19 protein-coding genes and 1 tRNA gene are annotated in these 21,834 nt (G+C 60.2%); 11 read left to right on the top strand and 9 right to left on the bottom strand.

All coding sequences use genetic code 11. The features are described from left to right. Window positions 1-56 precede the first annotated feature (56 nt). The 3 genes from purM (at window position 57) to rnd (ending at window position 2,943) form a co-directional block, all read left to right on the top strand. Entirely contained in the window at window positions 57-1,103 is a 1,047-nt protein-coding gene (gene purM / locus MCRY_RS11450) for a phosphoribosylformylglycinamidine cyclo-ligase (protein WP_085629947.1), read from the top strand. Beyond that, complete coding sequence (purN, locus tag MCRY_RS11445) at window positions 1,100-1,693, top strand: phosphoribosylglycinamide formyltransferase (protein ID WP_085629945.1); 594 nt, start codon at window positions 1,100-1,102, stop codon at window positions 1,691-1,693. The genes purM and purN overlap by 4 nt, the downstream gene beginning before the upstream one ends. A gap of 92 nt (window positions 1,694-1,785) precedes the next feature. Beyond that, window positions 1,786-2,943 (top strand): ribonuclease D, encoded by a 1,158-nt coding sequence (gene rnd / locus MCRY_RS11440; RefSeq protein WP_085629943.1) that lies wholly within the window; start codon window positions 1,786-1,788, stop codon window positions 2,941-2,943. A 12-nt stretch (window positions 2,944-2,955) separates the two neighbouring features. Here rnd and MCRY_RS11435 read toward each other — a convergent pair whose 3' ends face one another. Next, window positions 2,956-3,462 (bottom strand): hypothetical protein, encoded by a 507-nt coding sequence (locus MCRY_RS11435; protein WP_085629941.1) that lies wholly within the window; start codon window positions 3,460-3,462, stop codon window positions 2,956-2,958. A 134-nt stretch (window positions 3,463-3,596) separates the two neighbouring features. Here MCRY_RS11435 and MCRY_RS11430 point away from each other — a divergent pair, with 134 nt between their 5' ends. Continuing rightward, window positions 3,597-4,010, top strand: coding sequence for a SufE family protein (locus MCRY_RS11430; RefSeq protein WP_085629939.1), 414 nt, complete (start codon window positions 3,597-3,599; stop codon window positions 4,008-4,010). A gap of 125 nt (window positions 4,011-4,135) precedes the next feature. Here MCRY_RS11430 and trpE read toward each other — a convergent pair whose 3' ends face one another. The 6 genes from trpE to fabI all read right to left on the bottom strand — a co-directional run bounded on the left by trpE (window position 4,136) and on the right by fabI (window position 10,786). Next, entirely contained in the window at window positions 4,136-5,650 is a 1,515-nt protein-coding gene (gene trpE, locus MCRY_RS11425; protein ID WP_085629937.1) for an anthranilate synthase component I, read from the bottom strand. A gap of 5 nt (window positions 5,651-5,655) precedes the next feature. Further along, window positions 5,656-7,500, bottom strand: a complete 1,845-nt coding sequence (locus tag MCRY_RS11420) for a peptidyl-prolyl cis-trans isomerase (RefSeq protein WP_085629935.1) — start codon at window positions 7,498-7,500, stop codon at window positions 5,656-5,658. 42 nt (window positions 7,501-7,542) lie between these two features. Beyond that, the gene (locus tag MCRY_RS11415; protein WP_085629933.1) at window positions 7,543-8,739 is read right to left on the bottom strand and encodes an aminotransferase; all 1,197 of its coding nucleotides are present in this window, start codon (window positions 8,737-8,739) and stop codon (window positions 7,543-7,545) included. Between the two features lie 111 nt (window positions 8,740-8,850). Further along, window positions 8,851-9,354 (bottom strand): xanthine phosphoribosyltransferase, encoded by a 504-nt coding sequence (gene gpt, locus MCRY_RS11410; protein WP_085629931.1) that lies wholly within the window; start codon window positions 9,352-9,354, stop codon window positions 8,851-8,853. A gap of 19 nt (window positions 9,355-9,373) precedes the next feature. Continuing rightward, a complete protein-coding gene (locus MCRY_RS11405; protein WP_085629929.1) occupies window positions 9,374-9,976 on the bottom strand; it encodes a LysE family translocator in 603 nt (200 codons plus the stop codon). 3 nt (window positions 9,977-9,979) lie between these two features. After that, window positions 9,980-10,786 (bottom strand): enoyl-ACP reductase FabI, encoded by an 807-nt coding sequence (gene fabI, locus MCRY_RS11400; RefSeq protein WP_085629927.1) that lies wholly within the window; start codon window positions 10,784-10,786, stop codon window positions 9,980-9,982. Between the two features lie 164 nt (window positions 10,787-10,950). On the opposite strand from fabI, the gene pdxH reads away from it, so the two are divergent. The 6 genes from pdxH to MCRY_RS11370 all read left to right on the top strand — a co-directional run bounded on the left by pdxH (window position 10,951) and on the right by MCRY_RS11370 (window position 17,408). Continuing rightward, window positions 10,951-11,556, top strand: a complete 606-nt coding sequence (pdxH, locus tag MCRY_RS11395; protein WP_085629925.1) for a pyridoxamine 5'-phosphate oxidase — start codon at window positions 10,951-10,953, stop codon at window positions 11,554-11,556. 111 nt (window positions 11,557-11,667) lie between these two features. Continuing rightward, entirely contained in the window at window positions 11,668-12,192 is a 525-nt protein-coding gene (locus MCRY_RS11390) for a cold-shock protein (RefSeq protein ID WP_138488148.1), read from the top strand. Between the two features lie 65 nt (window positions 12,193-12,257). Next, window positions 12,258-12,650, top strand: coding sequence for a DUF192 domain-containing protein (locus MCRY_RS11385; RefSeq protein ID WP_409645242.1), 393 nt, complete (start codon window positions 12,258-12,260; stop codon window positions 12,648-12,650). A 59-nt stretch (window positions 12,651-12,709) separates the two neighbouring features. Continuing rightward, a tRNA-Pro gene (locus MCRY_RS11380) sits at window positions 12,710-12,786 on the top strand. 522 nt (window positions 12,787-13,308) lie between these two features. Then, the gene (locus MCRY_RS11375; RefSeq protein WP_085629921.1) at window positions 13,309-16,980 is read left to right on the top strand and encodes a vitamin B12-dependent ribonucleotide reductase; all 3,672 of its coding nucleotides are present in this window, start codon (window positions 13,309-13,311) and stop codon (window positions 16,978-16,980) included. A gap of 113 nt (window positions 16,981-17,093) precedes the next feature. Next, complete coding sequence (locus MCRY_RS11370; RefSeq protein ID WP_203276007.1) at window positions 17,094-17,408, top strand: DUF3892 domain-containing protein; 315 nt, start codon at window positions 17,094-17,096, stop codon at window positions 17,406-17,408. A 190-nt stretch (window positions 17,409-17,598) separates the two neighbouring features. On the opposite strand, the gene MCRY_RS11365 is transcribed toward MCRY_RS11370, so the two are convergent. Next, on the bottom strand, window positions 17,599-18,048 hold the full coding sequence (locus MCRY_RS11365; RefSeq protein ID WP_176234506.1) for an RNA polymerase sigma factor: 450 nt from the start codon (window positions 18,046-18,048) through the stop codon (window positions 17,599-17,601). 235 nt (window positions 18,049-18,283) lie between these two features. Here MCRY_RS11365 and MCRY_RS11360 point away from each other — a divergent pair, with 235 nt between their 5' ends. Beyond that, window positions 18,284-18,541: an EF-hand domain-containing protein gene (locus MCRY_RS11360; RefSeq protein WP_085629917.1), complete on the top strand. Its 258-nt coding sequence runs from the start codon at window positions 18,284-18,286 to the stop codon at window positions 18,539-18,541. A gap of 87 nt (window positions 18,542-18,628) precedes the next feature. Here MCRY_RS11360 and MCRY_RS11355 read toward each other — a convergent pair whose 3' ends face one another. Continuing rightward, window positions 18,629-21,829 (bottom strand): reductive dehalogenase, encoded by a 3,201-nt coding sequence (locus tag MCRY_RS11355; RefSeq protein ID WP_085629915.1) that lies wholly within the window; start codon window positions 21,827-21,829, stop codon window positions 18,629-18,631. Between the last annotated feature and the right edge of the window lie 5 nt (window positions 21,830-21,834).

Raw genomic sequence — 21,834 nt, 5'->3', positions numbered from 1 at the left:
GATGGACTCGTGTTCGTCGCTGCGCTAAGGCACGCGCGACCTTCGGAGGGTGCAGCATGACAGACGGCAAAAACGGCATCACCTACGCGGATGCGGGTGTGGATATCGACGCGGGCAATGCGCTGGTTGAGCGGATCAAACCGGCGGCCAAGCGCACGGCGCGGCCGGGTGTGATGTCGGGGCTGGGTGGTTTTGGCGCTTTGTTTGACCTCAAGGGCGCAGGGTTCACCGATCCGGTGCTGGTGGCCGCGACCGATGGGGTGGGCACAAAGCTGCGGATTGCCATTGATACCGGCCATGTGGATGGCGTGGGCATCGACCTTGTGGCGATGTGCGTGAACGATCTGGTCTGTCAGGGTGCAGAGCCCCTGTTTTTCCTCGATTATTTCGCGACAGGTAAGCTCGACACCGACACGGCGGCACGGGTGATCGAAGGCATTGCCGAGGGTTGTGCACGGTCCGGCTGTGCGTTGATCGGTGGTGAGACGGCGGAAATGCCGGGCATGTACCCGGCGGGCGATTTCGATCTGGCAGGCTTTGCCGTGGGCGCGATGGAGCGGGGCACGGACCTGCCGTCGGGCGTCGGTGAAGGCGACGTGCTGCTGGGCCTCGCGTCGGATGGCGTGCATTCCAACGGCTACAGCCTTGTGCGTAAGTTGGTGGAGGTTTCCGGGCTTGGCTGGGACGCGGACTGCCCGTGGGCGGACGGGTCGCTTGGCGAAGCGCTTCTGACACCGACGCGGCTTTACGTGACGCAGGCCTTGGAGGCGGTGAAGGCGGGTGGTGTGCATGCGCTGGCCCATATCACCGGGGGTGGCCTGACCGAGAACCTGCCGCGCGTTTTGCCCGAAGGCATGGGTGCCCAGATCGACCTGTCGGCATGGGATTTGCCGCCCGTGTTCAAATGGCTGGCGGCCACCGGCGGGATGGCTGAGGCAGAGTTGCTCAAGACCTTCAACTGCGGCATCGGAATGATCGTCGTGGTGGCTGCAGACCAAGCCGACGCGGTGACGGCAGTGTTGGAAGAGGCGGGTGAAACCGTGTCACGGATCGGCTCTGTCACCGGGACACCGGGTGTCGCCTACACTGGCGCCCTGCTTTGACCAAACGGGTTGCGATCCTGATCTCGGGCGGCGGCTCCAACATGGTGTCGCTGGCCCAAGACATGATGGGCGATCACCCGGCGCGGCCCGTGCTGGTGCTGTCCAATCGCGCGGATGCGGGTGGGTTGGAGAAAGCCAAGGCACGGGGCATTCCTACAGCGGTTGTGGATCATCGCCCTTTCGGGTCTGACCGTCCGGCCTTTGAGGACGCGTTGAACCATGTGCTGGATCAGGCGCGGCCTGACATCATCTGCCTTGCAGGCTTCATGCGGGTGCTGACAGAGGGCTTCGTGACACGTTGGCAGGGCAAAATGCTCAACATTCACCCGTCGCTTTTGCCGAAATACAAAGGTCTGCACACCCATCAGCGCGCCATCGACGCGGGCGATACCGAGGCGGGCTGTTCCGTACACGAGGTTACGGCAGAGCTTGACGGCGGGCAGGTGCTTGGACAGGTCCGCGTGCCCATTGACCCGAGCGACACCGCAGACAGCCTCGCCGCAAAGGTGCTGGTGCAGGAACACATGCTTTACCCGCTGATCCTGCGCCGCTTTGCAGACGGCAACCGGGCACGTATCGACTTGCCCTGACGACACAGGCACCCCCGCTAGGCAAAGCATGGCTTTTGGTCTATACGCGGGTTTGGGGGCCGACAGAACAAGAATAACGAACGACCCGGATTATGCACATCATCACGACCACAACCGATCTTGCCGCGTTCTGCGAGCGTGCCGCACAGACGCCTTATGTCACTGTCGACACCGAGTTCCTGCGCGAACGGACCTACTATTCTAAGCTGTGTCTGATCCAATTGGCATACCGTGGCGATGGCAAGACCGACGCTGTTCTGGTGGACCCCTTGGTCGAAGGGCTGTCGCTTGAGCCGCTGCTGGAGCTGTTCCGCAACCGGGATGTGGTCAAGGTGTTCCATGCCGCGCGGCAGGATCTCGAAATTTTCTATATCGACCACGGGGTCATCCCCGAACCGTTGTTCGACAGCCAGGTGGCTGCCATGGTCGCCGGTTTTGGCGAACAGGTGGGGTACGAGACACTTGTGCGCAAGATCGCCAAGCAAGCGCTGGACAAATCCTCGCGCTTTACCGATTGGTCGCGGCGGCCCCTGTCAGACAACCAGACGGCCTATGCTCTGGCCGACGTGACACATCTGCGGCTGATTTATGAATTCCTGCGCAAGAAGCTAGCCGAGACCGGGCGCGACCGTTGGGTCGAAGAGGAAATCGCCACGCTGCTTGCTCCGGAGACTTATGTCACCCGTCCCGAGGACGCGTGGATGCGGGTCAAGACACGGTCAAATGCGCCGCGTTTTCTGGCGCTGGTGAAAGAGCTGGCGCGGTTCCGTGAAAGCTATGCGCAGGAGCGCAACATTCCGCGCAGCCGTGTCTATAAGGACGATGCACTGGTCGAGCTGGCCTCGACCAAACCCAAGGACATGGCCGATCTGGGTCGGTCGCGGCTATTGCTGCGAGAGGCGCGCAAGGGCGAGATCGCCAACGGTATCCTCGAGGCGGTTCACCGGGCGCAAAGCATGCCCAAGGAACAGTTGCCATCGCAGGACGACGCACGTCCTTCGCCGCAGGTGAACCCGGCGCTGGCTGACCTGCTGCGCGTGTTGCTCAAGGCCAAGACGGAAGCCTCTGGCGTGGCTTCAAAACTGATCGCAACATCGGCGGAACTGGACGCGCTGGCGTCCGGGGAACGGAACGTGCCAGCGCTTCAAGGTTGGCGCCGTGAAGTGTTTGGGCATGACGCGCTGCGTCTGTGCGAAGGACGCGTCGCGCTTGCTGCCAAGGGCAAGCAAGTTCAAATCATCGAATTGTAACGCTTAAGCGCCTTAGCGGCGGACGCTGCGCGCGTTGTCGGCACCGCGCACCGTGACAGTGCGAATGCCTGCCAAATCCTGATCGGTGATCCAACGTCCCACTGTGACCTGCCGCGCCCGCGGGTTGGTGCTGCGCGGACCTGCCTGCTGCAACGCTTTGAGGTCAAACACCAGCGTGCCGTCAACGCTTGCGGCCTCGTCTGCGATCAGCCTGACATCAAACGGCCCGACGCGGTTGGCCTGTCCCGTGGCGCGGATAATGGCCCCGCCGGGGCGGCGTTCGACCAGCACTTCGGTGATTTGGGCAATCGGGCGCCCTGCAAACGCTTCGGGCTGGTTGTTGATGAAGAACGACACGCGACGGCGTGGGATCAGCGGGTTGACCTCGGCATTCGCGACATCCATCGCGGCGGGATCAGGCTGGCTCGACCCAAACCAGTTGAGCGGGTTGAAACGCGACTCGTTTATCGCGGCGCAGCCTGTCAGCGCGACGGTTGCGAGGATCAGAAGCTTGCGCATGGTCGGTTCCTTCGGCTCTGGTATCTTCGACGTAACCGATTGCGCAGCCGTTGAAAAGCGTCAAGCCCGGGCTGGACCTTTGCGCTGTCTCTGCCTAGGTGTGCGTGGAACACGAACCACATCCGGAGACCGCCATGGCGAGCGCCGCTTTTGAAGAGATTGTCGAGGACTTCGAATTTCTGGACGATTGGGAAGATCGCTACCGGATGGTGATCGAGCTGGGCAAGGCGATGGACCCTTTGCCTGACGCTCTCAAGGTGCCGGCCACCAAGGTCGATGGCTGTGCCAGCCAAGTCTGGCTGCACCCGCAGATCGACGGCGGTGTGATCCGGTTTGAGGGCGAGTCGGATGCGATGATCGTCAACGGTCTGATCGCGGTATTGCGCAAGCTTTACAACGACCTGCCACCTGCCGAAGTTGCGGCGATCGACGCGCGTGCAGAGTTGGGGCGGTTGGGTTTGAATGACCATCTGTCGGCGCAACGATCAAATGGATTGCGGGCAATGATCGAGCGTTTGCAAGGGTTTGCACAGGCATCTTCAAGCTGAGGTGAATGCCTGCGGCATGCAGGTTTGCGCTTTTTGACCCTTCGGGTCGCAAAGCCGTTTTGGGGGCGCTGCCCCCAAACCCCCGAGGTATTTACAGCCCAAAGAAGCCGGCATGCGGCCGCAGGTCAGGAATTGCCGTTGCCGGTGAAGCGGGCGGCGTCGGCGGCGGCGCGGCGGATCGCGTTCGATTTGTGGATGGTTTCCTGATATTCGGCCTCGGGGTCGCTGTCGTAGACGACGCCACCACCGGCCTGAATATACAGCTTTTTGTCCTTCACCAGTGCGGTGCGCAGGGCGATGCACATGTCCATGTCGCCACCGGCACTGAAATATCCGACGCCGCCACCATAGATGCCACGCTTTTCGGGCTCCAGTTCGTCGATGATCTCCATCGCGCGGACTTTGGGTGCGCCCGAGACTGTGCCTGCGGGCAGGCCTGCCAGAAGTGCTGAAAGCGCATCATGTTCGGGGCTGAGTTCGCCCACCACGTTCGAGACGATATGCATGACGTGGCTGTAGCGTTCGATGATGAATTTTTCGGTCGGGTGCACGGTGCCGATTTTCGCAACACGGCCCACATCGTTGCGGCCCAGATCAAGCAGCATCAGGTGTTCGGCGCATTCCTTGGCATCTGCCAGAAGATCGGCTTCGAGCGCGTCGTCCTCGGCAGGTGTTGCGCCGCGTGGGCGGGTGCCGGCGATGGGGCGGATGGTGACTTCGCCGCCGAAGACGCGGACGAGGATTTCTGGGCTCGCGCCGATCACCTGAAAGCCACCGAAATTGAAGTAGAACATGAAGGGCGACGGGTTGGTTCGGCGCAGGGAACGGTACAGCGCGAAGGGCGGCAAGGGGAAATCCTGCGTCCAGCGCTGTGCGGGCACCACTTGGAAGATGTCGCCGGCACGGATGTAGTCCTTGGCCTTTTCGACCGCCTGTTTGTAGCCATCATGGGTGAAGTTCGACACCGGGGCCGGGATGTCGGCGGCGTCGCCTATTTCGCGGGCCTGTTGCGGCAGGGCGCGTTCGAGGTCGCGCACGGCGTCCATAACCCGTTCAGCGGCCTGAGCGTACGCGGCACGGGCGGACAGCCCATCGGTGACCCATGCGGGAGAGACGACCGTTACCTCGCCTTTGACGCCGTCCAGAACGGCGACCACTGAGGGCCGCATCATCACCGCATCGGGCAGGCCCAGCGGATCGGGGTTGATGTTGGGCAGGTGTTCGACCAGCCGGATCATATCATAGCCGAGATAGCCGAAGAGGCCGGCCGCGGCCTGTGGCAGGTCGTCGGGCAGGCCGATCTTGGACTCTGCGATAAGAGCCCGCAATGTGGTCAGCGGATCGCCGTCCTGTGGCTCGAACGCGTCAGGATCGTAGCGCGCGGCGCGGTTGATGCGGCTTTGCGTGCCGTGGCACTGCCAGATCACATCGGGTTTCATGCCGATGATCGAATAGCGTCCGCGCACCTCTCCACCTGTGACGCTTTCCAGCACGAAGGCGTCTTTGGCCGCGCCCGTGAGTTTCAGCATCAGTGACACCGGAGTGTCGAGATCAGCGGCAAGGCGGGCATAGACAACCTGGTTCTCACCGGCCTCGAAGGCGCGGGCGAAGCTGTCGAAATCGGGTGTCAGGATGGCCATCAGTCTTACTGGATCAAGGCGTGGACCGCGTTGATCGCGGGTTGGTTGATTTCGACCCCGGCGCGTTGCTGCACGTCGGTTGCAAAGGCGCGGAACAGGTCTTCGGCGATGCTGTTGGAGGCCTGATTGCGCAGGGCTTGCGCCAGCATTTCGATATCGCCATCGCTGCGATCGACCGGGGTGATGGCGTCAAGGCGCATCAGGACCACGTCTCCGATACCGGCCACAGCACGTGTGTCACCGACGCCCATTTCGAACACGGCTGTCAGCAGGCCAATCGGCAGATCGGCGATCTGGGCGTTGCGGCCCAGCCCGGTTTCGGACTGCGGCGCAAGGTTCAGGTCTTCGAAGCTGCTGCCATTGGCGACAGATGCAGACAGATCTTCGGCTTGTGCCATGAGTTGCGCGGTTTGTTCGCGCGTGTCCCACCCTTGGCGCACTTGGTCGATCACATCTTCTATGGGCTGTGGTGCAGGTGGCTGGATGCGGTTGAGGCGCATCGCAAACACACCACCATCGCCAAGCTGGAACACTTCGGGGAAGTCGCCTTCGCCAAGCTGACCAGCGGCGTCGCGGAACGCGTCATATGCCGCGATGTCGCCATCGGCGCCGGGGAACCAGTCGATCTGGCCCAGTTGCGCCTCAGTGGTCTCGGCGATCTCTTCCAGTGTGGCCCCTGCGGCAAGTTCATCATCGATGGTCTGTGCAAGGGTTTCGATCACGCGGCGTGCGCGAACAAGTGCGAGTTCGCCGCGCAGGTCGGGTCGGGCCTCTTCGAACGACGTGGTCTGGGCGTCGAGCACAGCGTTGATGCGGAAGAGGGCGGGTCCAAGGTTGGAGGGAAGCGGGCCCACCACCTCTCCGGTCTCGGCGCTGAAAACGCCGTCGGCGGCCGCGCCCAGTGCGTCTTGGGTGACGTCGCCCATATCCACATCGGGGAGCGTCAGGCCGCGTTCGGCAACAAGGTCTTCGAAGCTGAAATCATCGCCCAGCCGTGCCAGCGCTTCGGTGGCAGCCTCTTCGGTGCTGAAGACCAGACGTTCGGTCAGACGGCGTTCCGGCAAATTGAACTCGTCGAACCGTTCGTCATAGGACGCGCGCAGCGTTGCTTCATCAACCTCGACGGTGTCGACGATCATCTCGGGGGTGATCCACGCGTATGTGATGTCGCGCAGTTCGGGCAGGGTGTAGCGGTCGATATTGTCGTCATAATACGCTTGCAGATCAGCCTCTGACGGTTCCGGTAAGCCGGTTTGCAGGTTTGATCCGGTCAGGCGCGCCCATGTGAAATCGCGGGTTTCGCCCGTATAGGACAGCAGCGTGTCGATATAGGTGTCGGGCAGAGTGTTGCCCGCGATCAGCGCGCTTTGCAGGATGGTGCGAGCAGTATCGTCGCGCAGCTGTTCCTCGAACTCGGATTCGGACAGGCCTTGGTTGCGCAGGGCAAAGCTATAGGCTTCGCGGTTGAAGCTGCCGTCTGCCCCCTGAAAGGACGGCACTTGCAGCAATTGCTCGGCCACCAGATCGTCGCCGACAGACAGGCCGATGCGGGCCGCTTCGTTGTCGAGGCCGCGGGCGGTGACCAGTTGTGACAACACCTGACGGTCGATCCCCAGCATTTGCGCTTCGGACATCGGGACAGCGCGGCCGGCTTGGGCCGCAAAAGCGTTGATTTCGGTGCGCAGGCTGCGCAGGTACGCGTCGGTGGACACTTCCTTATTGCCGACCGTGGCAACGCTGCGCGCTGTGCCAGACAGGCTGGTTGCACCGAACCCCGCAAGGCCGACGATGAGAAGCCCCATCAGAATCCAGATGAAGGTCTTCGACAGCTTGCCTTTGCCCATGGCCATGCAGGTGTGCCCCTTGCTTAGGTGTGATTTCGTGCGACGTGTCTACGCGGCAGAGACTGGGGTCGCAAGGGGCCAGTCGAGGCTGGCCAGACGGGTGAACAGTGCTTCGATCCCGGCCCGGTCCACATTGGCAAAGGCGACACGGAATTGCCGCGCGCCGTTGGGGTCGTGTTCGGGTGTGAACATTGTGCCGGGCAGGGCGAGCACGCCGATTTCTTGTACGAGTTTCGGGGCAAGGGCAGCGCTGCTTTCGGCGAACGGGTGTTCAAGGTAGGCGAAATACGCGCCACAGCCCATCAGCCGCCAGCCTTTGGCTGAGATCAGGGGCATGTGGTCATGGATCGCCGCGCGGCGGTCGAGGATCTCGTCGCGTTCACCCGCAAGCCAATCGCGCAAATTCTGCAGCCCCCAAAGAGCGGCACGCTGTCCAAGCTGCGACGGGCAGATGGCAACGGTGTCGAGGAATTTCTCGACCTCGGCCAACAGGGGGGGGGCCGTAATGATCGCGCCCACGCGATGACCCGTCAGTCGGTATGCCTTGGAGAAGGAGTAGAGCTGGATCAACGTGTCGTCCCAGTTCGGATCGGACAAAAGGCTATGCGGCGGGGTCGGTCTGCTGTCGAAATCGCGGTAGGTTTCATCGACAATCAGTTTGATGCCTGTCTCGCGGGCGAGGTTGAAGAACGCGGTCAGTGTCTCTGCCGGGTATTCGACGCCACCGGGATTGTTTGGCGAGACAAGCGCGATGGCGCGGGTGCGCGGCGTGATCAGGGCGCGGGCGGCCTTTGCATCGGGGATCAGATCGGTGCCTGTGGGCAGGGCCACGGCGGTGACACCTGACATGTCGAGCCACATTTTATGGTTGAAGTACCAAGGGGTTGGCAGGATAACCTCATCCGCTTCGGTGCAGATCGCCGTGATGATCGCAGCAAAGGCTTGGTTGCAGCCAGAGGTTATGGCGACCTGATCCGGGCGTGCGGTGCCATTGTAATGCGTCGACCATTGCGCGCTGAGTTCGGCGCGCAGGGCGGGCAGGCCCAGCACGGGGCCGTAAAGATGGGTTTCTGGTAGCTCCAGCGCGTCGGCCATGGCAGCGCGCAGGGGTGCGGGTGGCGGTTCAACGGGCGCGGCCTGGCTTACGTTGATCAGCGGCTGGTTGTCGGGGAACGTGACACCGTCAAGCCAGCGACGGGCTTCCATCACCGGAGGGGCGAATGTGGTCTGGGTGCGTGAGGTCATGCGTGTCTTTCCACATTGAGCGCCTGCGGCGCGCTTATTTGTTGTCTTCAGGGGCGCTGCCCCTCGGCCTTCGGCCTCACCCCGAGGTATTTGGAGCCCAAAGAAGCAGGGTCAGTCTTTCCCGCGATAGGGTTCGACATATTGCAGCGCCATGTCCCACGGGAAGAAAATCCAAGTGTCCTGGCTGACTTCGGTGATGAAGGTGTTGACCTGCGGGCGGCCCATTGGTTTTGCATAGACAGTGGCGATATGGGCTTTGGGCATGTGTTTGCGCACCACTTCGAGTGTGCGGCCGGTATCGACCAGATCGTCCACCACCAGCACGCCAGTGCCATCGCCGACCACGTCCATATCGGGGGATTTTATGACCTTTGGTTCGGCCTGTGTCTGATGATTGTAGCTTTTGACGCTGATTGTATCGACCATGCGGATGTCCAATTCTCGGGCGACGATCATCGCGGGCGCCATGCCGCCGCGCGTGATGGCGACCACGGCGCGCCAGCCGCCTTCGTCTGGGCCTTCGCCTTGAAGCCGCCACGCGAGGGCGCGGGCATCGCGGTGCAGTTGATCCCAGCTGACGTGGAATCCTTTTTCGTGGGGCAGGCGGTCGGTCATGGTTGGCTCCTTTGTGGGGTCAGCGGCCGAAGAGCAGACGCAGGCCGAGCGCGCCAAGGATGACAGAAGCGGCGCGGTCGACAATGGGTTTCAGGCGCAGATATCCGGCGCGAGCGGGGGCGCTGGAGAGGCAGGCGGCGAAGAGGGTGTAGACGATGAGTTCGACAATGAAATGGTTGGCGACGATCAGCGCCTTTGTGCCCGGGCTCAGGTCAGGTGGAAAGATCACCACTAGAACAGCACCGGCAAACAGCACGGATTTCGGATTGGCAAGGTTGACGAGCATCCCACCGAGAAAAGCGCGCGCTCCTGGGTGGGCACTGTCCGAGACGGGTTGGTGAGCGTTGCGCCAGAGTTGGATCGCGATCCAGATCAGGTAGAGCGCGCCAGCGGTCTTGAGCACAAGGTACGCCCAAGGCACCAGCGCAAAGACGGCGTTCAGGCCAAGAAGCGCGGCGGCGGTCCAGAGCGCCGCCATCAGACCGAGGCCCGCGCCGGTGGCGACACCTGCAACAAACCCACCCGCCACCGACTGGCGCAGGGCATAAAGCAGGGCTGGGCCGGGGGCCGCCATTGCGGCCAGCAGGGTCAGGTTGAACGCGATGAGCTGGGCCGTGGTCATCCGTTACTCTTTGCTCATGTCCGGTGCATCGACCGCCTTCATTCCGACAACGTGGTAACCTGCATCGACATGGTGGGTTTCGCCGGTCACACCGGATCCGAGATCGGACAGCAGGTAGAGTGCAGATTTGCCCACGTCGTCGATGGTCACGTTGCGGCGCAGCGGCGAGTTGTATTCGTTCCATTTCATGATGTAGCGGAAGTCGCCAATGCCAGAGGCGGCCAGCGTCTTGATCGGGCCTGCGCTGATGGCGTTGACGCGGATGCCGTCTTTGCCGAGGTCTTCGGCGAGATAACGGACCGAAGATTCCAGCGCCGCTTTGGCCACGCCCATCACATTATAATGGGGCATGATCCGTTCGGCACCGTAATAGGTCATCGTCAGGGCCGCGCCGCCATTGGTCATCATCTTTTCGGCGCGCTGCATTACTGCGGTGAAGGAGTAGACCGAGATGTCCATTGTCATCATGAAATTGTCGCGGCTGGTGTCGACATAGCGCCCGCGCAGTTCGGACTTGTCGGAAAAGCCTATGGCATGCACCACGAAGTCGAGGGTGTCCCATCGCGTCTTCAAATCGTCGAAGAGGGAATCAATCGACGCGCCGTCGCTCACGTCGCAGGGCAGAACGATGTCCGAGCCAAGTTGGGCTGCCAGCGGATCAACGCGTTTCTTGAGCGCTTCGCCTTGATAAGAGAAAGCAAGCTGTGCACCCGCGTCAGCGAGATTTCGCGCAATCCCCCATGCGATGGATTTATCATTGGCCAGGCCCATGATAAGCCCGCGCTTTCCGGCCATTATTTCGCTTTTCATGATGCCCCGCCCTCTGCTGTTGGTGTTCTTTCGTTTAGGCGATGGACGCTGGCCCGGCAAGGCTGTGAATCCAAGAGTGGCGTGCGGGTGTTTGCCTGACACGAAATGGGTGTAGACATTTTTACGCGTTCTCCGTAGGGCGCGCCTGCTAGTGGGAGATGACGATGAGTGATCGCACGGGAATTTTCGCGGGCGACGATCCTTTCGAGATCGCGCGCCGCTGGTTGTCTGAAGCTGAGGTGGCCGAGATCAATGATCCGAATGCCATTGCTTTGTCGACAGTGGATGCCGGTGGCATGCCAAATGTCCGCATGGTGCTTCTGAAAGAGATCGAGGCGGATGCGTTCGTGTTCTATACGAATTACGACAGCCGCAAGGGGCAGGAGATCGAGGCCGCCGGAAAGGCTGCATTTGTCCTGCACTGGAAATCTTTGCATCGGCAGATCCGGGTTCGTGGGCTGGTGAGCCGTGAGGACGGTGAAAAGGCGGATGCCTATTACGCGTCGCGGTCGCTCAAGAGTCGGCTTGGCGCATGGGCCTCGCAGCAATCTCAGCCACTCGGATCGCGCACCGAGCTTATGGCCGAAGTTGCAAAGACCACTGCCAAGCTTGGTCCAAATCCGCCCAGGCCGCCGTTCTGGGGAGGCTTTCGCATCCGCCCCACCGAGATTGAATTTTGGGCAGATGGTGCATTTCGATTACATGACCGTTTCCGCTGGGAACGGGCCGATGAAAAAGTTTCTTGGAAAATCAGCAGGTTAAATCCTTGACATTCACGTCACGTGAATTGTGGGGGTGAAATAACCTCAGTTTTTCTTATACTTGCAACATCGGTCGGGGCGTCGCAAACTATTGTTGGGAATTTGAAGTTGGATACGATCGTGGAACAGTCACAGCAACCTGACTCGCGCATAGCCGGTCACGTGAAGTGGTTTGATCCTGCAAAGGGTTTCGGTTTTCTGGTCTCTGATGAGGGCGGCCCCGATATCCTGCTGCATGCAAACGTTCTTCGCAATTATGGGCAGGGGTCAGTCGCGGATGGCGCACGGATTGAAGTGGTCGTTCAGACCACGGGCCGTGGTCTGCAAGCCGTTGAAGTCTTGAACATCACACCGCCAGCGCAATCGGGAATTGCGCCTCTGGAAGATTTCAGTGGCGTCACACCTGAAGAGATCGCGTCAGCTGAACTGCAGCCGGCACGGGTCAAGTGGTTCGACAAGGCAAAAGGGTTTGGCTTTGCCAATGTCTTTGGCCGCTCGGAAGATATTTTCATTCACGTGGAGGTCTTGCGCCGTTCGGGTCTTTCGGATTTGTTTCCGGGAGAAGCCTTGGCGCTGCGTTCGATCGAAAGCAGCCGAGGGCGTATGGCGGTCGAGGTTCTTCCATGGGAAAGTGGTGTGTCCTAAGCGTCTTTTTTGCATACGCGACCGCATCGGCGGTCGCTGCAGAGACGCAATGCCAAGAGGATGTCGTGTATCTTCGGGGAGACTGGGGGTCAGCCCGTGTTTCCGTCGATATCGCAGACACGCCTGAATTGCGCAGCCGTGGTTTGATGTTCGTCGAAAACATGCCTGCGATGCAGGGTATGTTGTTTGTGTATGAACGCGAACAACCGGTTTCTTTCTGGATGAAGAATACGTTGATCCCGCTCGACATGATCTTTGCGGATGCAAGTGGTGTTGTGCAACGTGTGCACGAGAATGCCATCCCGGGTGATCTGACCGGTATCCCGGGCGGATCCGAAATACAATTTGTCTTGGAAATCAATGCAGGTATGGCCGATCGGCTGGGCATTGATGCCGGGACAGAGATGAGACATCCCTCAATTTCGGACGACACGGCCGCTTGGCCCTGTGCTTCCTGAAGTGAGTTGGAAAAAACCGCTTTTCAAATCAGGCGTCGGTCGCTAAACGACCCCTCAGTCGGGGCGTAGCGCAGCCTGGTAGCGCGACGGTTTTGGGTACCGTAGGTCGCAAGTTCGAATCTTGCCGTCCCGACCATTTACCTTTCTTACCTTGGACACGACCGTTCGCCATATGGGTGCTAACGGTTGATGCGGCTTGTCCGTGGGATCTTGGCAACAGCAGCGCTGGGGTCAGAATCGGATCAGTGCGTGTGGTGCCGCGCGCGATGCGAGAGTCTGCGTTGAACCGGCTTCTGAATGGCTGTGGATAACTTTCTGGGAGCGTTGACTTTTCAGTCCCTGACTTATCCACAGACCTATACACCGGACATCCACAGTTGAATCGCTACCAGTTGTGTCCTCTGGGTTGGTCAACCCAAAATCTATGACCAAAAGTGCAAAAAACGTGTTGACGACTCTGTGAGATATCCGCCAGTTTGTGCGGGTCGGTGCGATCAACCACAACATATAGTGTCTGGGCCGACAACAGGGACGGGAATACCGGTTAACAGCTTTTGAGGCGGTTGCCTGCGCGGACAGCGCGCGGGACTGGAAAACTCGTGCCTATCGCGGCCTGAACAGGGCCTTGGGGTACACACAGATAAAAGAGACCGGTGCGATGAAAATCGAAAGAAAATTTACGAAGTCTGGGCAGGATGCATATGCGGGGCTCGAGTTCGTCTCGACCACATCTGAAATTCGGAATCCTGACGGGTCCGTGGTGTTCAAACTCGACAATGTCGAAGTTCCCAACAGCTGGAGCCAGGTTGCCAGCGATGTCATCGCACAAAAATACTTCCGCAAGGCGGGCGTTCCGGTCGCGCTGAAAAAGGTCAAGGAAAAGGACGTCCCCAGCTTTCTGTGGCGGTCGGTTCCGGAAAGCGACGACACACCGCGCACTGGTGAAACCTCGTCCAAGCAGGTGTTCGACCGTCTGGCGGGCGCGTGGACCTATTGGGGTTGGAAGGGCGGCTACTTCACAACCGAAGAAGACGCACAATCCTATTATGATGAAATGCGTTTCATGCTGGCCACGCAAAAGGCCGCACCGAACAGCCCGCAGTGGTTCAACACCGGTCTTCACTGGGCCTACGGCATCGACGGCCCAAGCCAGGGCCACTTCTATGTTGATTACAAGACAGGTGAGTTGACCAAATCCTCCTCGGCCTATGAGCACCCGCAGCCCCATGCGTGCTTCATTCAGTCTGTGGCAGACGATCTGGTCGGTGATGGCGGGATCATGGACCTCTGGGTCCGCGAGGCGCGTCTGTTCAAGTATGGCTCCGGCACTGGCACCAACTTCTCGTCACTCCGCGCAGCCAATGAGCCGCTGTCGGGCGGCGGCAAGTCATCGGGTCTCATGGGCTTCCTCAAGATCGGTGACCGTGCTGCGGGTGCCATCAAGTCGGGCGGCACCACGCGCCGCGCAGCCAAGATGGTGATCTGCGATGCCGACCACCCGGATATTGAAGAGTTCATCAACTGGAAGGTCAAGGAAGAGCAGAAGGTCGCAAGCATCGTTGCCGGATCCAAGATGCACGAGAAGATGCTCAACGCGATCTTCAAGGCGATTGGTGCGTGGGACGGGCTGGAAGAAGACGCCTATGACCCCAAGAAAAACAACGGCTTGAAAGACGCAATTCGCGCAGCGAAGAACGTCATGATCCCCGAGACCTACATCAAGCGCGTGCTGGATTACGCACGGCAGGGCTATAGCAGCATCGAATTCCCGACCTATGACACAGATTGGGACTCTGAGGCCTATGCCAGCGTTTCGGGCCAGAACTCGAACAACTCCATCCGTGTGACCAATGCGTTTCTTCAAGCGGTCAAGGATGACGCCGATTGGGAACTGATCCGCCGCACCGATGGCAGCGTCGCCAAGACCATCAAAGCGCGCGACCTTTGGGAAGACGTGGGTCACGCCGCTTGGGCCTGTGCCGATCCGGGCATTCAGTTCCACACTACTGTGAACGAATGGCACACTTGCCCGGCGGATGGCGAGATTCGCGGCTCGAACCCGTGCTCTGAATATATGTTCCTTGACGACACGGCGTGTAACCTTGCGTCGATGAACTTGCTGACCTTCCTTAAAGATGGCGAGTTCCAGTCCGAAGACTACATGCACGCGACACGTCTGTGGACTCTGACGCTGGAAATCTCGGTGATGATGGCGCAGTTCCCGTCCAAGGAAATCGCGCAGCGCTCGTATGACTTCCGCACGCTGGGTCTGGGCTATGCCAACATCGGCGGCCTGCTGATGAACCTGGGTTTCAGCTATGACAGCGACGAGGGCCGTGCGCTCTGTGGTGCGCTGACCGCGATCATGACCGGTGTGTCCTATGCAACTTCGGCCGAGATCGCCGGAGAGTTGGGCCCGTTCCCGGGCTACAAGAAGAACGCCGATCACATGCTGCGCGTCATCCGCAACCACCGCAACGCCGCCTACGGTGCGACGGATGGGTACGAAGAGCTTTCGGTCAAGCCCGTCGCATTGGACCATGCCAACTGCCCGGACAGCCGTCTGATCGATCTGGCAATGGCAAGCTGGGACGAGGCACTGCGCCTCGGGGAAAAGCACGGCTACCGCAACGCGCAATCCACAGTGATCGCGCCGACCGGCACAATCGGCCTGGTCATGGATTGCGACACCACAGGGATCGAACCGGACTTCGCTCTGGTGAAGTTCAAAAAGCTCGCGGGTGGTGGTTACTTCAAGATCATCAACCAGTCGGTTCCTGCCGCGCTTGAAAAGCTGGGTTACGGTTCTGCACAGATCGAAGAGATCGTGTCCTACGCGGTGGGCCACGGCACCATCGGCAACGCGCCTGGGATCAACCACACCTCGCTCGCAGGCCACGGCTTTGGCCCGGCACAGTTGGAAAAGGTCGACAAGGCGCTGGCTTCGGCCTTCGACATCCGCTTCGTGTTCAACCAGTGGACCCTGGGCGAAGAGTTCTGCCGTGAAGTGCTGGGCATCCCGGCGGATAAGCTGAACGATCCGACCTTCGACCTGCTGCGTAGCCTTGGCTATACCAAAGCCGATATCGACGCCGCAAACGATCACGTCTGCGGAACCATGACGCTGGAAGGGGCTCCGCATCTGAAGGTGGAACACTACCCGGTCTTTGACTGCGCGAACCCGTGCGGCAAGAAGGGCAAGCGTTTCCTGTCGGTGCAATCGCACATCACCATGATGGCAGCAGCGCAGTCGTTCATCTCGGGCGCGATCTCCAAGACGATCAACATGCCGAACGATGCGACCATCGAGGATTGCCAGAAGGCCTACGAACTGAGCTGGTCCTTGGGCACCAAGGCCAACGCGCTGTACCGCGACGGCTCCAAACTGTCCCAGCCTTTGGCGGCAGCACTGGTCGAAGATGATGAAGACGCGGCAGAGATCCTTGAATCCGGTTCCATGCCCGAAAAGGCGCAGGTGCTGGCCGAGAAGATCGTCGAAAAGGTGATCATCAAGGAAATCCAGAAGTCGCACCGCGAAAAGATGCCGGAGCGCCGCAAGGGCTACACCCAAAAGGCGGTTGTCGGTGGGCACAAGGTGTACCTGCGCACGGGTGAATATCAGGACGGCAGCCTTGGCGAGATCTTCATCGACATGCACAAGGAAGGTGCGGGCTTCCGCGCCATGATGAACAACTTTGCCATCGCGGTTTCGGTTGGTCTTCAGTACGGCGTGCCGCTGGAAGAGTTCGTCGATGCCTTCACCTTCACCAAGTTCGAACCGGCGGGCATGGTGCAGGGCAATGACAGCATCAAGAACGCGACCTCGATCCTCGACTACATCTTCCGTGAACTGGCGGTCAGCTATCTGGACCGCACCGATCTGGCGCATGTAAAGCCGGAAGGCGCGTCTTTCGATGATCTGGGCCGTGGCGAGGAAGAGGGCGTTTCCAACGTCAAGGAACTCTCTGACACGGCAGCCTCGCGGTCTCTCGAAGTGCTCAAGCAGATCAGCTCTACCGGTTATCTGCGCAAGCGTCTGCCGCAGGAACTGATCGTGCTGCAGGGCGGTCAGACCGGGGCTGTGGCCTTTGGCGGCGGTGTTGATGCGGTGGCCGCATTGAACACGCTGGTTCCCGAGACCGGCGGCGTGGCGACAGCGGTGGCAACGGCCAGAGCAAGCACATCGGTGCCCGCCATGACAGCAGTCACACGGGCCAAGATGCAGGGCTACGAAGGCGAGGCCTGCGGCGATTGCGGCAACTACACGCTGGTCCGCAACGGCACCTGCATGAAGTGCAACACCTGCGGCGGGACATCGGGGTGTAGCTAAGAGATTGAGGGTTGGGGCGCAGAACTGGTACTTCTGCGCCCCAGCTCGCACTCCGCTTTATCAGAGCGAGCGAAGTGCAAAGCCTTTCGTCCCGAACGGGGCGATTGTCTACCATGATCATCGCAGTGAGAGGCATTCAATGGCGCTCTGCTTTTCCTCCACAAGAAATCCACTCTGCTGTGGATCAATTGTGGATAGCTGCCAAGGAGAAAACTATGGCTAGGAAAAACATCACTGTTTCGCGCGAGCGCGAGAGTGGTCTCAACACTCACTTCAAGGTTCCTGGACAAGGCGAGATCACGAGAGGCGAGTTTGCCAATCAAATCGAACGGGGCAAACATCCTGACTATCATGTAGTGCGTGATCCACAAGGAAGACGTATTCCTCGCTCGAACCCAGATGGAAGCAGGAACAACAATTTGGATTAACCAGTCACGAGGCGGGTGCGCCCGCCTCTGACGCGCGTCGGGCCGCAGGCAAGATTATTCCGAGCGGTGTACAACTTGAGAGCTTGACGAGCGAAACTCCAAAGGGGGCCACTGCGGCCCCCTTTTTTTTGCGCTTCTTTGGGCCTCAAATACCTCGGGGGAGGCCGAAGGCCGGGGGCAGAGCCCCCAATCAAAACACCGACGCAATCCCCGCGGCGTCCCGCAATCGCGCTCGGGCGCGGGCGAGGCGGGACATGATGGTGCCGACAGGAACGTCCATGTCTTGGGCCAACTCTGATGGGGTGACGCCCTCGAACGCCACCCGCCGCAACAAGGCGCGGTCTGGGGCGGGTAGGTGGTCCATATGCGCCAGCACTTGTGAGCACAGACAAGCCAGTGCCGCATCTTCGACCTGTGGTTCGTGTTCAGCTTCCATCGGGGTTTCGCGTGCCATCCTGCGGGACCGCGCGCTGGCGGCATGGCGCAAGGCGGTCATCATATAGGGCAATGGGCGCGCAATCCGTGCGCCCAATGCCTCTTGTTCCAGAATGGCCAGACAGACCTCATGACAAAGATCCTCGGCATCCTGCGGGCTGCGCGTCAGGCGCCGGGCGCGCGCGCGCAATCGGGTAAGGTGCATTGTGTCCATGGCGCAAAGTATGACAGCGGGAAAATCCCCGACCATCCCGGGGGTTTCCGCCGATGGCGGAACGCAGCCCAAATTGCGCGGCGGATTGCGCAGTCCGTGAGCGGGTTTGGGCAGGTCTGTGCCGCAGGGATGGGTGGGCGGGACGCCAGCATCGGTTTCGCGCTCATACCTCGTGAAGGCCGCAAAGCGCGGTGCTTCGCAAAACAGGACCAAATGGGAGACCAACATGACACTGACACTGACATTGACCCGACTGATCGCTGCAAGCCTGATCACGCTGCCGGTGGTGGCGATGGCCGCAGACTACATGGCCGCTGATGCCAATCAGGATGGGATGCTGTCCTATGAAGAGGTGCAGGCCATCCTGCCCGAAGTGACGACAGACACATTCATGGCGGTGGATGCCGATGGCGACGGTCTTATCAATGCCGATGAACTGGCAATGGCCCAGACCGAGGGGTTGATGCCCGAAGCCGACAGCTAATGGCACATGGCTGCGCGGTCCATTGGTGGGTCGCGCAGCCAAACTCTTCGAAGAGTTTGGTGAAATCCTTCAAAGGATTTCAGCCGCTTACAAGTCGATCGTGATCTCTCCATCCGGCTCGGCTGCGCGCGATTGGCATAGGATGATGTGATCTTTGCGCTGAGCTTTGGACAGCACGAAATCCCGGTGTTCGACTGCACCGCGGACGATCCGTGCCTTGCACACACCGCAGATGCCATCCGAGCATTTCACATCCACTGATACGCCGTTTTCATTCAGCACATCCGTGGCGGTCTTGTCAGCTGGTACGTGAAAGCTGCGCCCATCTGTCATTTTAAGCGTGAAGGCGTGATTTTCGTACTCCGGCACTTCGGGCACGGCAAAGTATTCGAGATGCTTTGAGTCTTCTGGAAACCCTTTTTTTTCAGCGGCTTCCATGACCGAATTCATGTAAAGATCAGGTCCGCAAGTGTAAATATGCTCTCCGTCCGTATAGTCGGGGAACACCCCATCCAGATCGACGCGCGTGCCTTCATCGCTGACATGAATGTGTACCTTGTCGGCCCAGGGCATGTTGGCCAAATCGAATAGATATCCCGCCTCGGCGCGGGTTTTTAGCGAATAATGCAGCGCAAAGGGCCGCCCCAAAGCGTACAAGCGGTGCGCCATGGCAATCATCGGAGTGACGCCGATGCCACCGCCCATAAGCCATGTGAACGTTGCATCCTCGACCAGCGGGAAGTGGTTGATGGGTTTGGACACGAAGACGCGCCGCCCCTCGGCAAAGATGCGATGTAGCAGCGCCGACCCACCGCGCCCCAGATCCTCGCGCAGGACGCCGATCTGGTAGACCGACCTGTCCGCCGGGTTGCCGGACATGGAGTATTGCCGCAGGAATTCCGGCGCGACGACCAGATCCAGATGTCCGCCTGCCGCCCATTCCGGCAGGTCATGCCCGTCGACATGGCGGAATTCGTACTTGGTGACAGAAGGCGACATTTTCTCGACCTTGCTGACCACAACCGGAACCACAGGGCTTTCGGCGGCGTCCTTGCGGCGGTGCAGGTGGGACGTGTCGCCTTTGGCCAGCCGGGCTTTGTGGGCCTCCGCACTGACCATCTTGGTATAGGCCTCGATCCCGGCTTCGCGGTCCATCGGGTCGGGGTATGGGTAGGGGTGCGGGGCCAGCGGGGCCGGGTAGACGGCCAACGTCTGGTCTTCATATTTGAGGTCGAGGCCCTTTTGCAGATCGCGCGCGTTGACCGGATGGTTGGTGGGCGCGTAGCTGCCGTTCTCCTGCAACTCCAAGTCCCACCACCATTTTTTTACCGGGTTCAGGCCACCGCGCCCTGCGGCGTCGTCCAGTTTGGCCAACAGAGGTGCGGCTTTGGGTACATTCATCGCAGCCCATCGGAATGGCTTTTCGGCAAACAGCCCTTCGAGGTTCCACGGGCAGGTTTTCATACAGCGGCCACACATCGCACCGCCTTCGGTTGTGATGCGGTAGGTGGCGCATTTCTGGCTGTCGGATTTCCAGATCTCGTAGCCGTTGAACATAAGTTTTGGCCCGGCTGTGATCGCCCCCGAGGGGCATTCACGGGCGCATTTGTTGCAGCTTTCGCAGAAGGTCTGCAGGCCGAAGTCGATGGGCTTGTCATGTGCCAGCGGCATATCGGTGGTGACGACACCGGACTTGAGGCGCGGTCCAAGGAACGGGTTTAGGATGACCTCGCCAATACGGCTGACTTCGCCAAGGCCAGAGAGCAGCAGAAGCGGCGGTTGCAGCACTTCACCATCCAGCACGGTATGCGCCTTAGCTGAATAGCCCAGATTTCGGATTTGCTTGGCCAGAACACCGCCCAGCAACGAGAAGCGCAGGTAGGCCCGCATGGATTGCGCCACGCTGATCCAGTCGTCGCCTGATGCGCCGTCCATCGTCTCGTAGCCTTGGTCGATGATGATGCTGATGGCCTGATCATGCGGTGGGTCGATCACGTCGCCACGCGCGTCGTGGCTGTACCATGTCCAGTCGGGGCACCGGCTGATCCCCAAAGCATCGACGCCAAGCCAGTATCCTGTCGCCTTGATTGCGTCGGCATGGGCCTGGGGATCCGGCTTAACGGGATCGGTGGATGGTGGGCCGTCTTGCAAAAGCACAAACGCGCCCAGCATCCGGCGCTGCGCAGAAGAGGGCGCGGCCTTGCGGGCATAATAGCCGCCTTTCGCGCCGTCTTGCAGCTTTTTGCCCATATCTCCGAATTGCGCGCGAGCGAACATATCGGTGCGTTTCGGCACGCGCGCAACGTTGGCTTCGTCGATATAGGTCGTGGGTGTTTCGACGCGCTTGAGCGTTTCGAACGGACGTGGGCCATCGACATAGCGGCGGTTGTCGAACGGGTTGGTGTTCAACCCTGACCGCGCTGATGTTGTGCCCAGCTTCCACGCCAGACCGTTTGTCAGGGATTTCGGCTGCTCGATTGCTAATGGGGCATCATGCGCAAGCTCCAGCGCGGTAGTGACAACAGCGACACCAAAACGGTCTCCGAGCCAAGGGTTTTCCAGCTTGCGGTCCTGCATCGACGCGAGACCTGCGGCAACAGTGCAGAGATTGAGGTCCACATCGGTGCTGGTGGCGGAATGTGCCTTGGCGTCCCATCCCAGCAGGCGGATGTAATTGGCGATGACAACAGCGGTTTCGGTGGCACGTAGGCAGGCACGGTGGGCTTGTGCGTCATTGATCCACTCGGTCCCGCTTTCGCCGGCTTTCGGGTCGCGTGGAATTTCATAGAGAAACACCAGCACGGTCTGGTGGCCGTCGATGGTGCTGGGTGGGGCCTCCATCGACTCTTTGAGGTCGGCCATGATCATGTCGATGCCTGACGCCAATGTCTTGGTCTGGCGGGTCTTCAGATCGTTGGACAACCTGCCGATATCAGGATTTTGACGTGGTTCATTCAGGTGGGCCTCGGGCAATAAAGGGCCGATCCCGACCATGGTCGCGTCTGAGAAATATCCAAACGCTTTCAGATGATTGGCGCGCTCTGTTAAATCTTGCGGGCAGGTGGAGCGCACCTTGTTCACAAACCCGTCGCGGATGGCGTCCATCATCGCTTGATACTCGCCCATGGCATTGACGATCGAGGCCGGGTCTTTGGGTCGGTGAAAGCTGAGGCCGGGATGAGAGGGGATTGACGCAGGGTCCGGCATTGGCCCGCGTGCCGCACGTTCAAGCGGGAATGGCCCCAAATGAACGGGCCGATTTTTATCGGAAAAGAACCGCAAACCCATGATGT

The organism is Marivita cryptomonadis, from assembly GCF_002115725.1.
Classification (GTDB): domain Bacteria; phylum Pseudomonadota; class Alphaproteobacteria; order Rhodobacterales; family Rhodobacteraceae; genus Marivita; species Marivita cryptomonadis.
This window is presented reverse-complemented; position numbering and strand designations above follow the sequence as displayed.

What these genes read in the sequence shown, in the direction of transcription:
- MCRY_RS11370 (WP_203276007.1), top strand. Translation starts at nt 17,094, where the DNA reads ATGATCATCGCAGTGAGAGGCATTCAATGGCGCTCTGCTTTTCCTCCA.
- rnd (WP_085629943.1), top strand. Translation starts at nt 1,786, where the DNA reads ATGCACATCATCACGACCACAACCGATCTTGCCGCGTTCTGCGAGCGT.
- MCRY_RS11415 (WP_085629933.1), bottom strand. Translation starts at nt 8,739, where the DNA reads ATGACCTCACGCACCCAGACCACATTCGCCCCTCCGGTGATGGAAGCC.
- MCRY_RS11365 (WP_176234506.1), bottom strand. Translation starts at nt 18,048, where the DNA reads ATGCACCTTACCCGATTGCGCGCGCGCGCCCGGCGCCTGACGCGCAGC.
- MCRY_RS11420 (WP_085629935.1), bottom strand. Translation starts at nt 7,500, where the DNA reads ATGGCCATGGGCAAAGGCAAGCTGTCGAAGACCTTCATCTGGATTCTG.
- MCRY_RS11375 (WP_085629921.1), top strand. Translation starts at nt 13,309, where the DNA reads ATGAAAATCGAAAGAAAATTTACGAAGTCTGGGCAGGATGCATATGCG.
- MCRY_RS11405 (WP_085629929.1), bottom strand. Translation starts at nt 9,976, where the DNA reads ATGACCACGGCCCAGCTCATCGCGTTCAACCTGACCCTGCTGGCCGCA.
- MCRY_RS11430 (WP_085629939.1), top strand. Translation starts at nt 3,597, where the DNA reads ATGGCGAGCGCCGCTTTTGAAGAGATTGTCGAGGACTTCGAATTTCTG.
- trpE (WP_085629937.1), bottom strand. Translation starts at nt 5,650, where the DNA reads ATGGCCATCCTGACACCCGATTTCGACAGCTTCGCCCGCGCCTTCGAG.
- MCRY_RS11360 (WP_085629917.1), top strand. Translation starts at nt 18,284, where the DNA reads ATGACACTGACACTGACATTGACCCGACTGATCGCTGCAAGCCTGATC.
- pdxH (WP_085629925.1), top strand. Translation starts at nt 10,951, where the DNA reads ATGAGTGATCGCACGGGAATTTTCGCGGGCGACGATCCTTTCGAGATC.
- MCRY_RS11435 (WP_085629941.1), bottom strand. Translation starts at nt 3,462, where the DNA reads ATGCGCAAGCTTCTGATCCTCGCAACCGTCGCGCTGACAGGCTGCGCC.
- purM (WP_085629947.1), top strand. Translation starts at nt 57, where the DNA reads ATGACAGACGGCAAAAACGGCATCACCTACGCGGATGCGGGTGTGGAT.
- fabI (WP_085629927.1), bottom strand. Translation starts at nt 10,786, where the DNA reads ATGAAAAGCGAAATAATGGCCGGAAAGCGCGGGCTTATCATGGGCCTG.
- gpt (WP_085629931.1), bottom strand. Translation starts at nt 9,354, where the DNA reads ATGACCGACCGCCTGCCCCACGAAAAAGGATTCCACGTCAGCTGGGAT.
- MCRY_RS11355 (WP_085629915.1), bottom strand. Translation starts at nt 21,829, where the DNA reads ATGGGTTTGCGGTTCTTTTCCGATAAAAATCGGCCCGTTCATTTGGGG.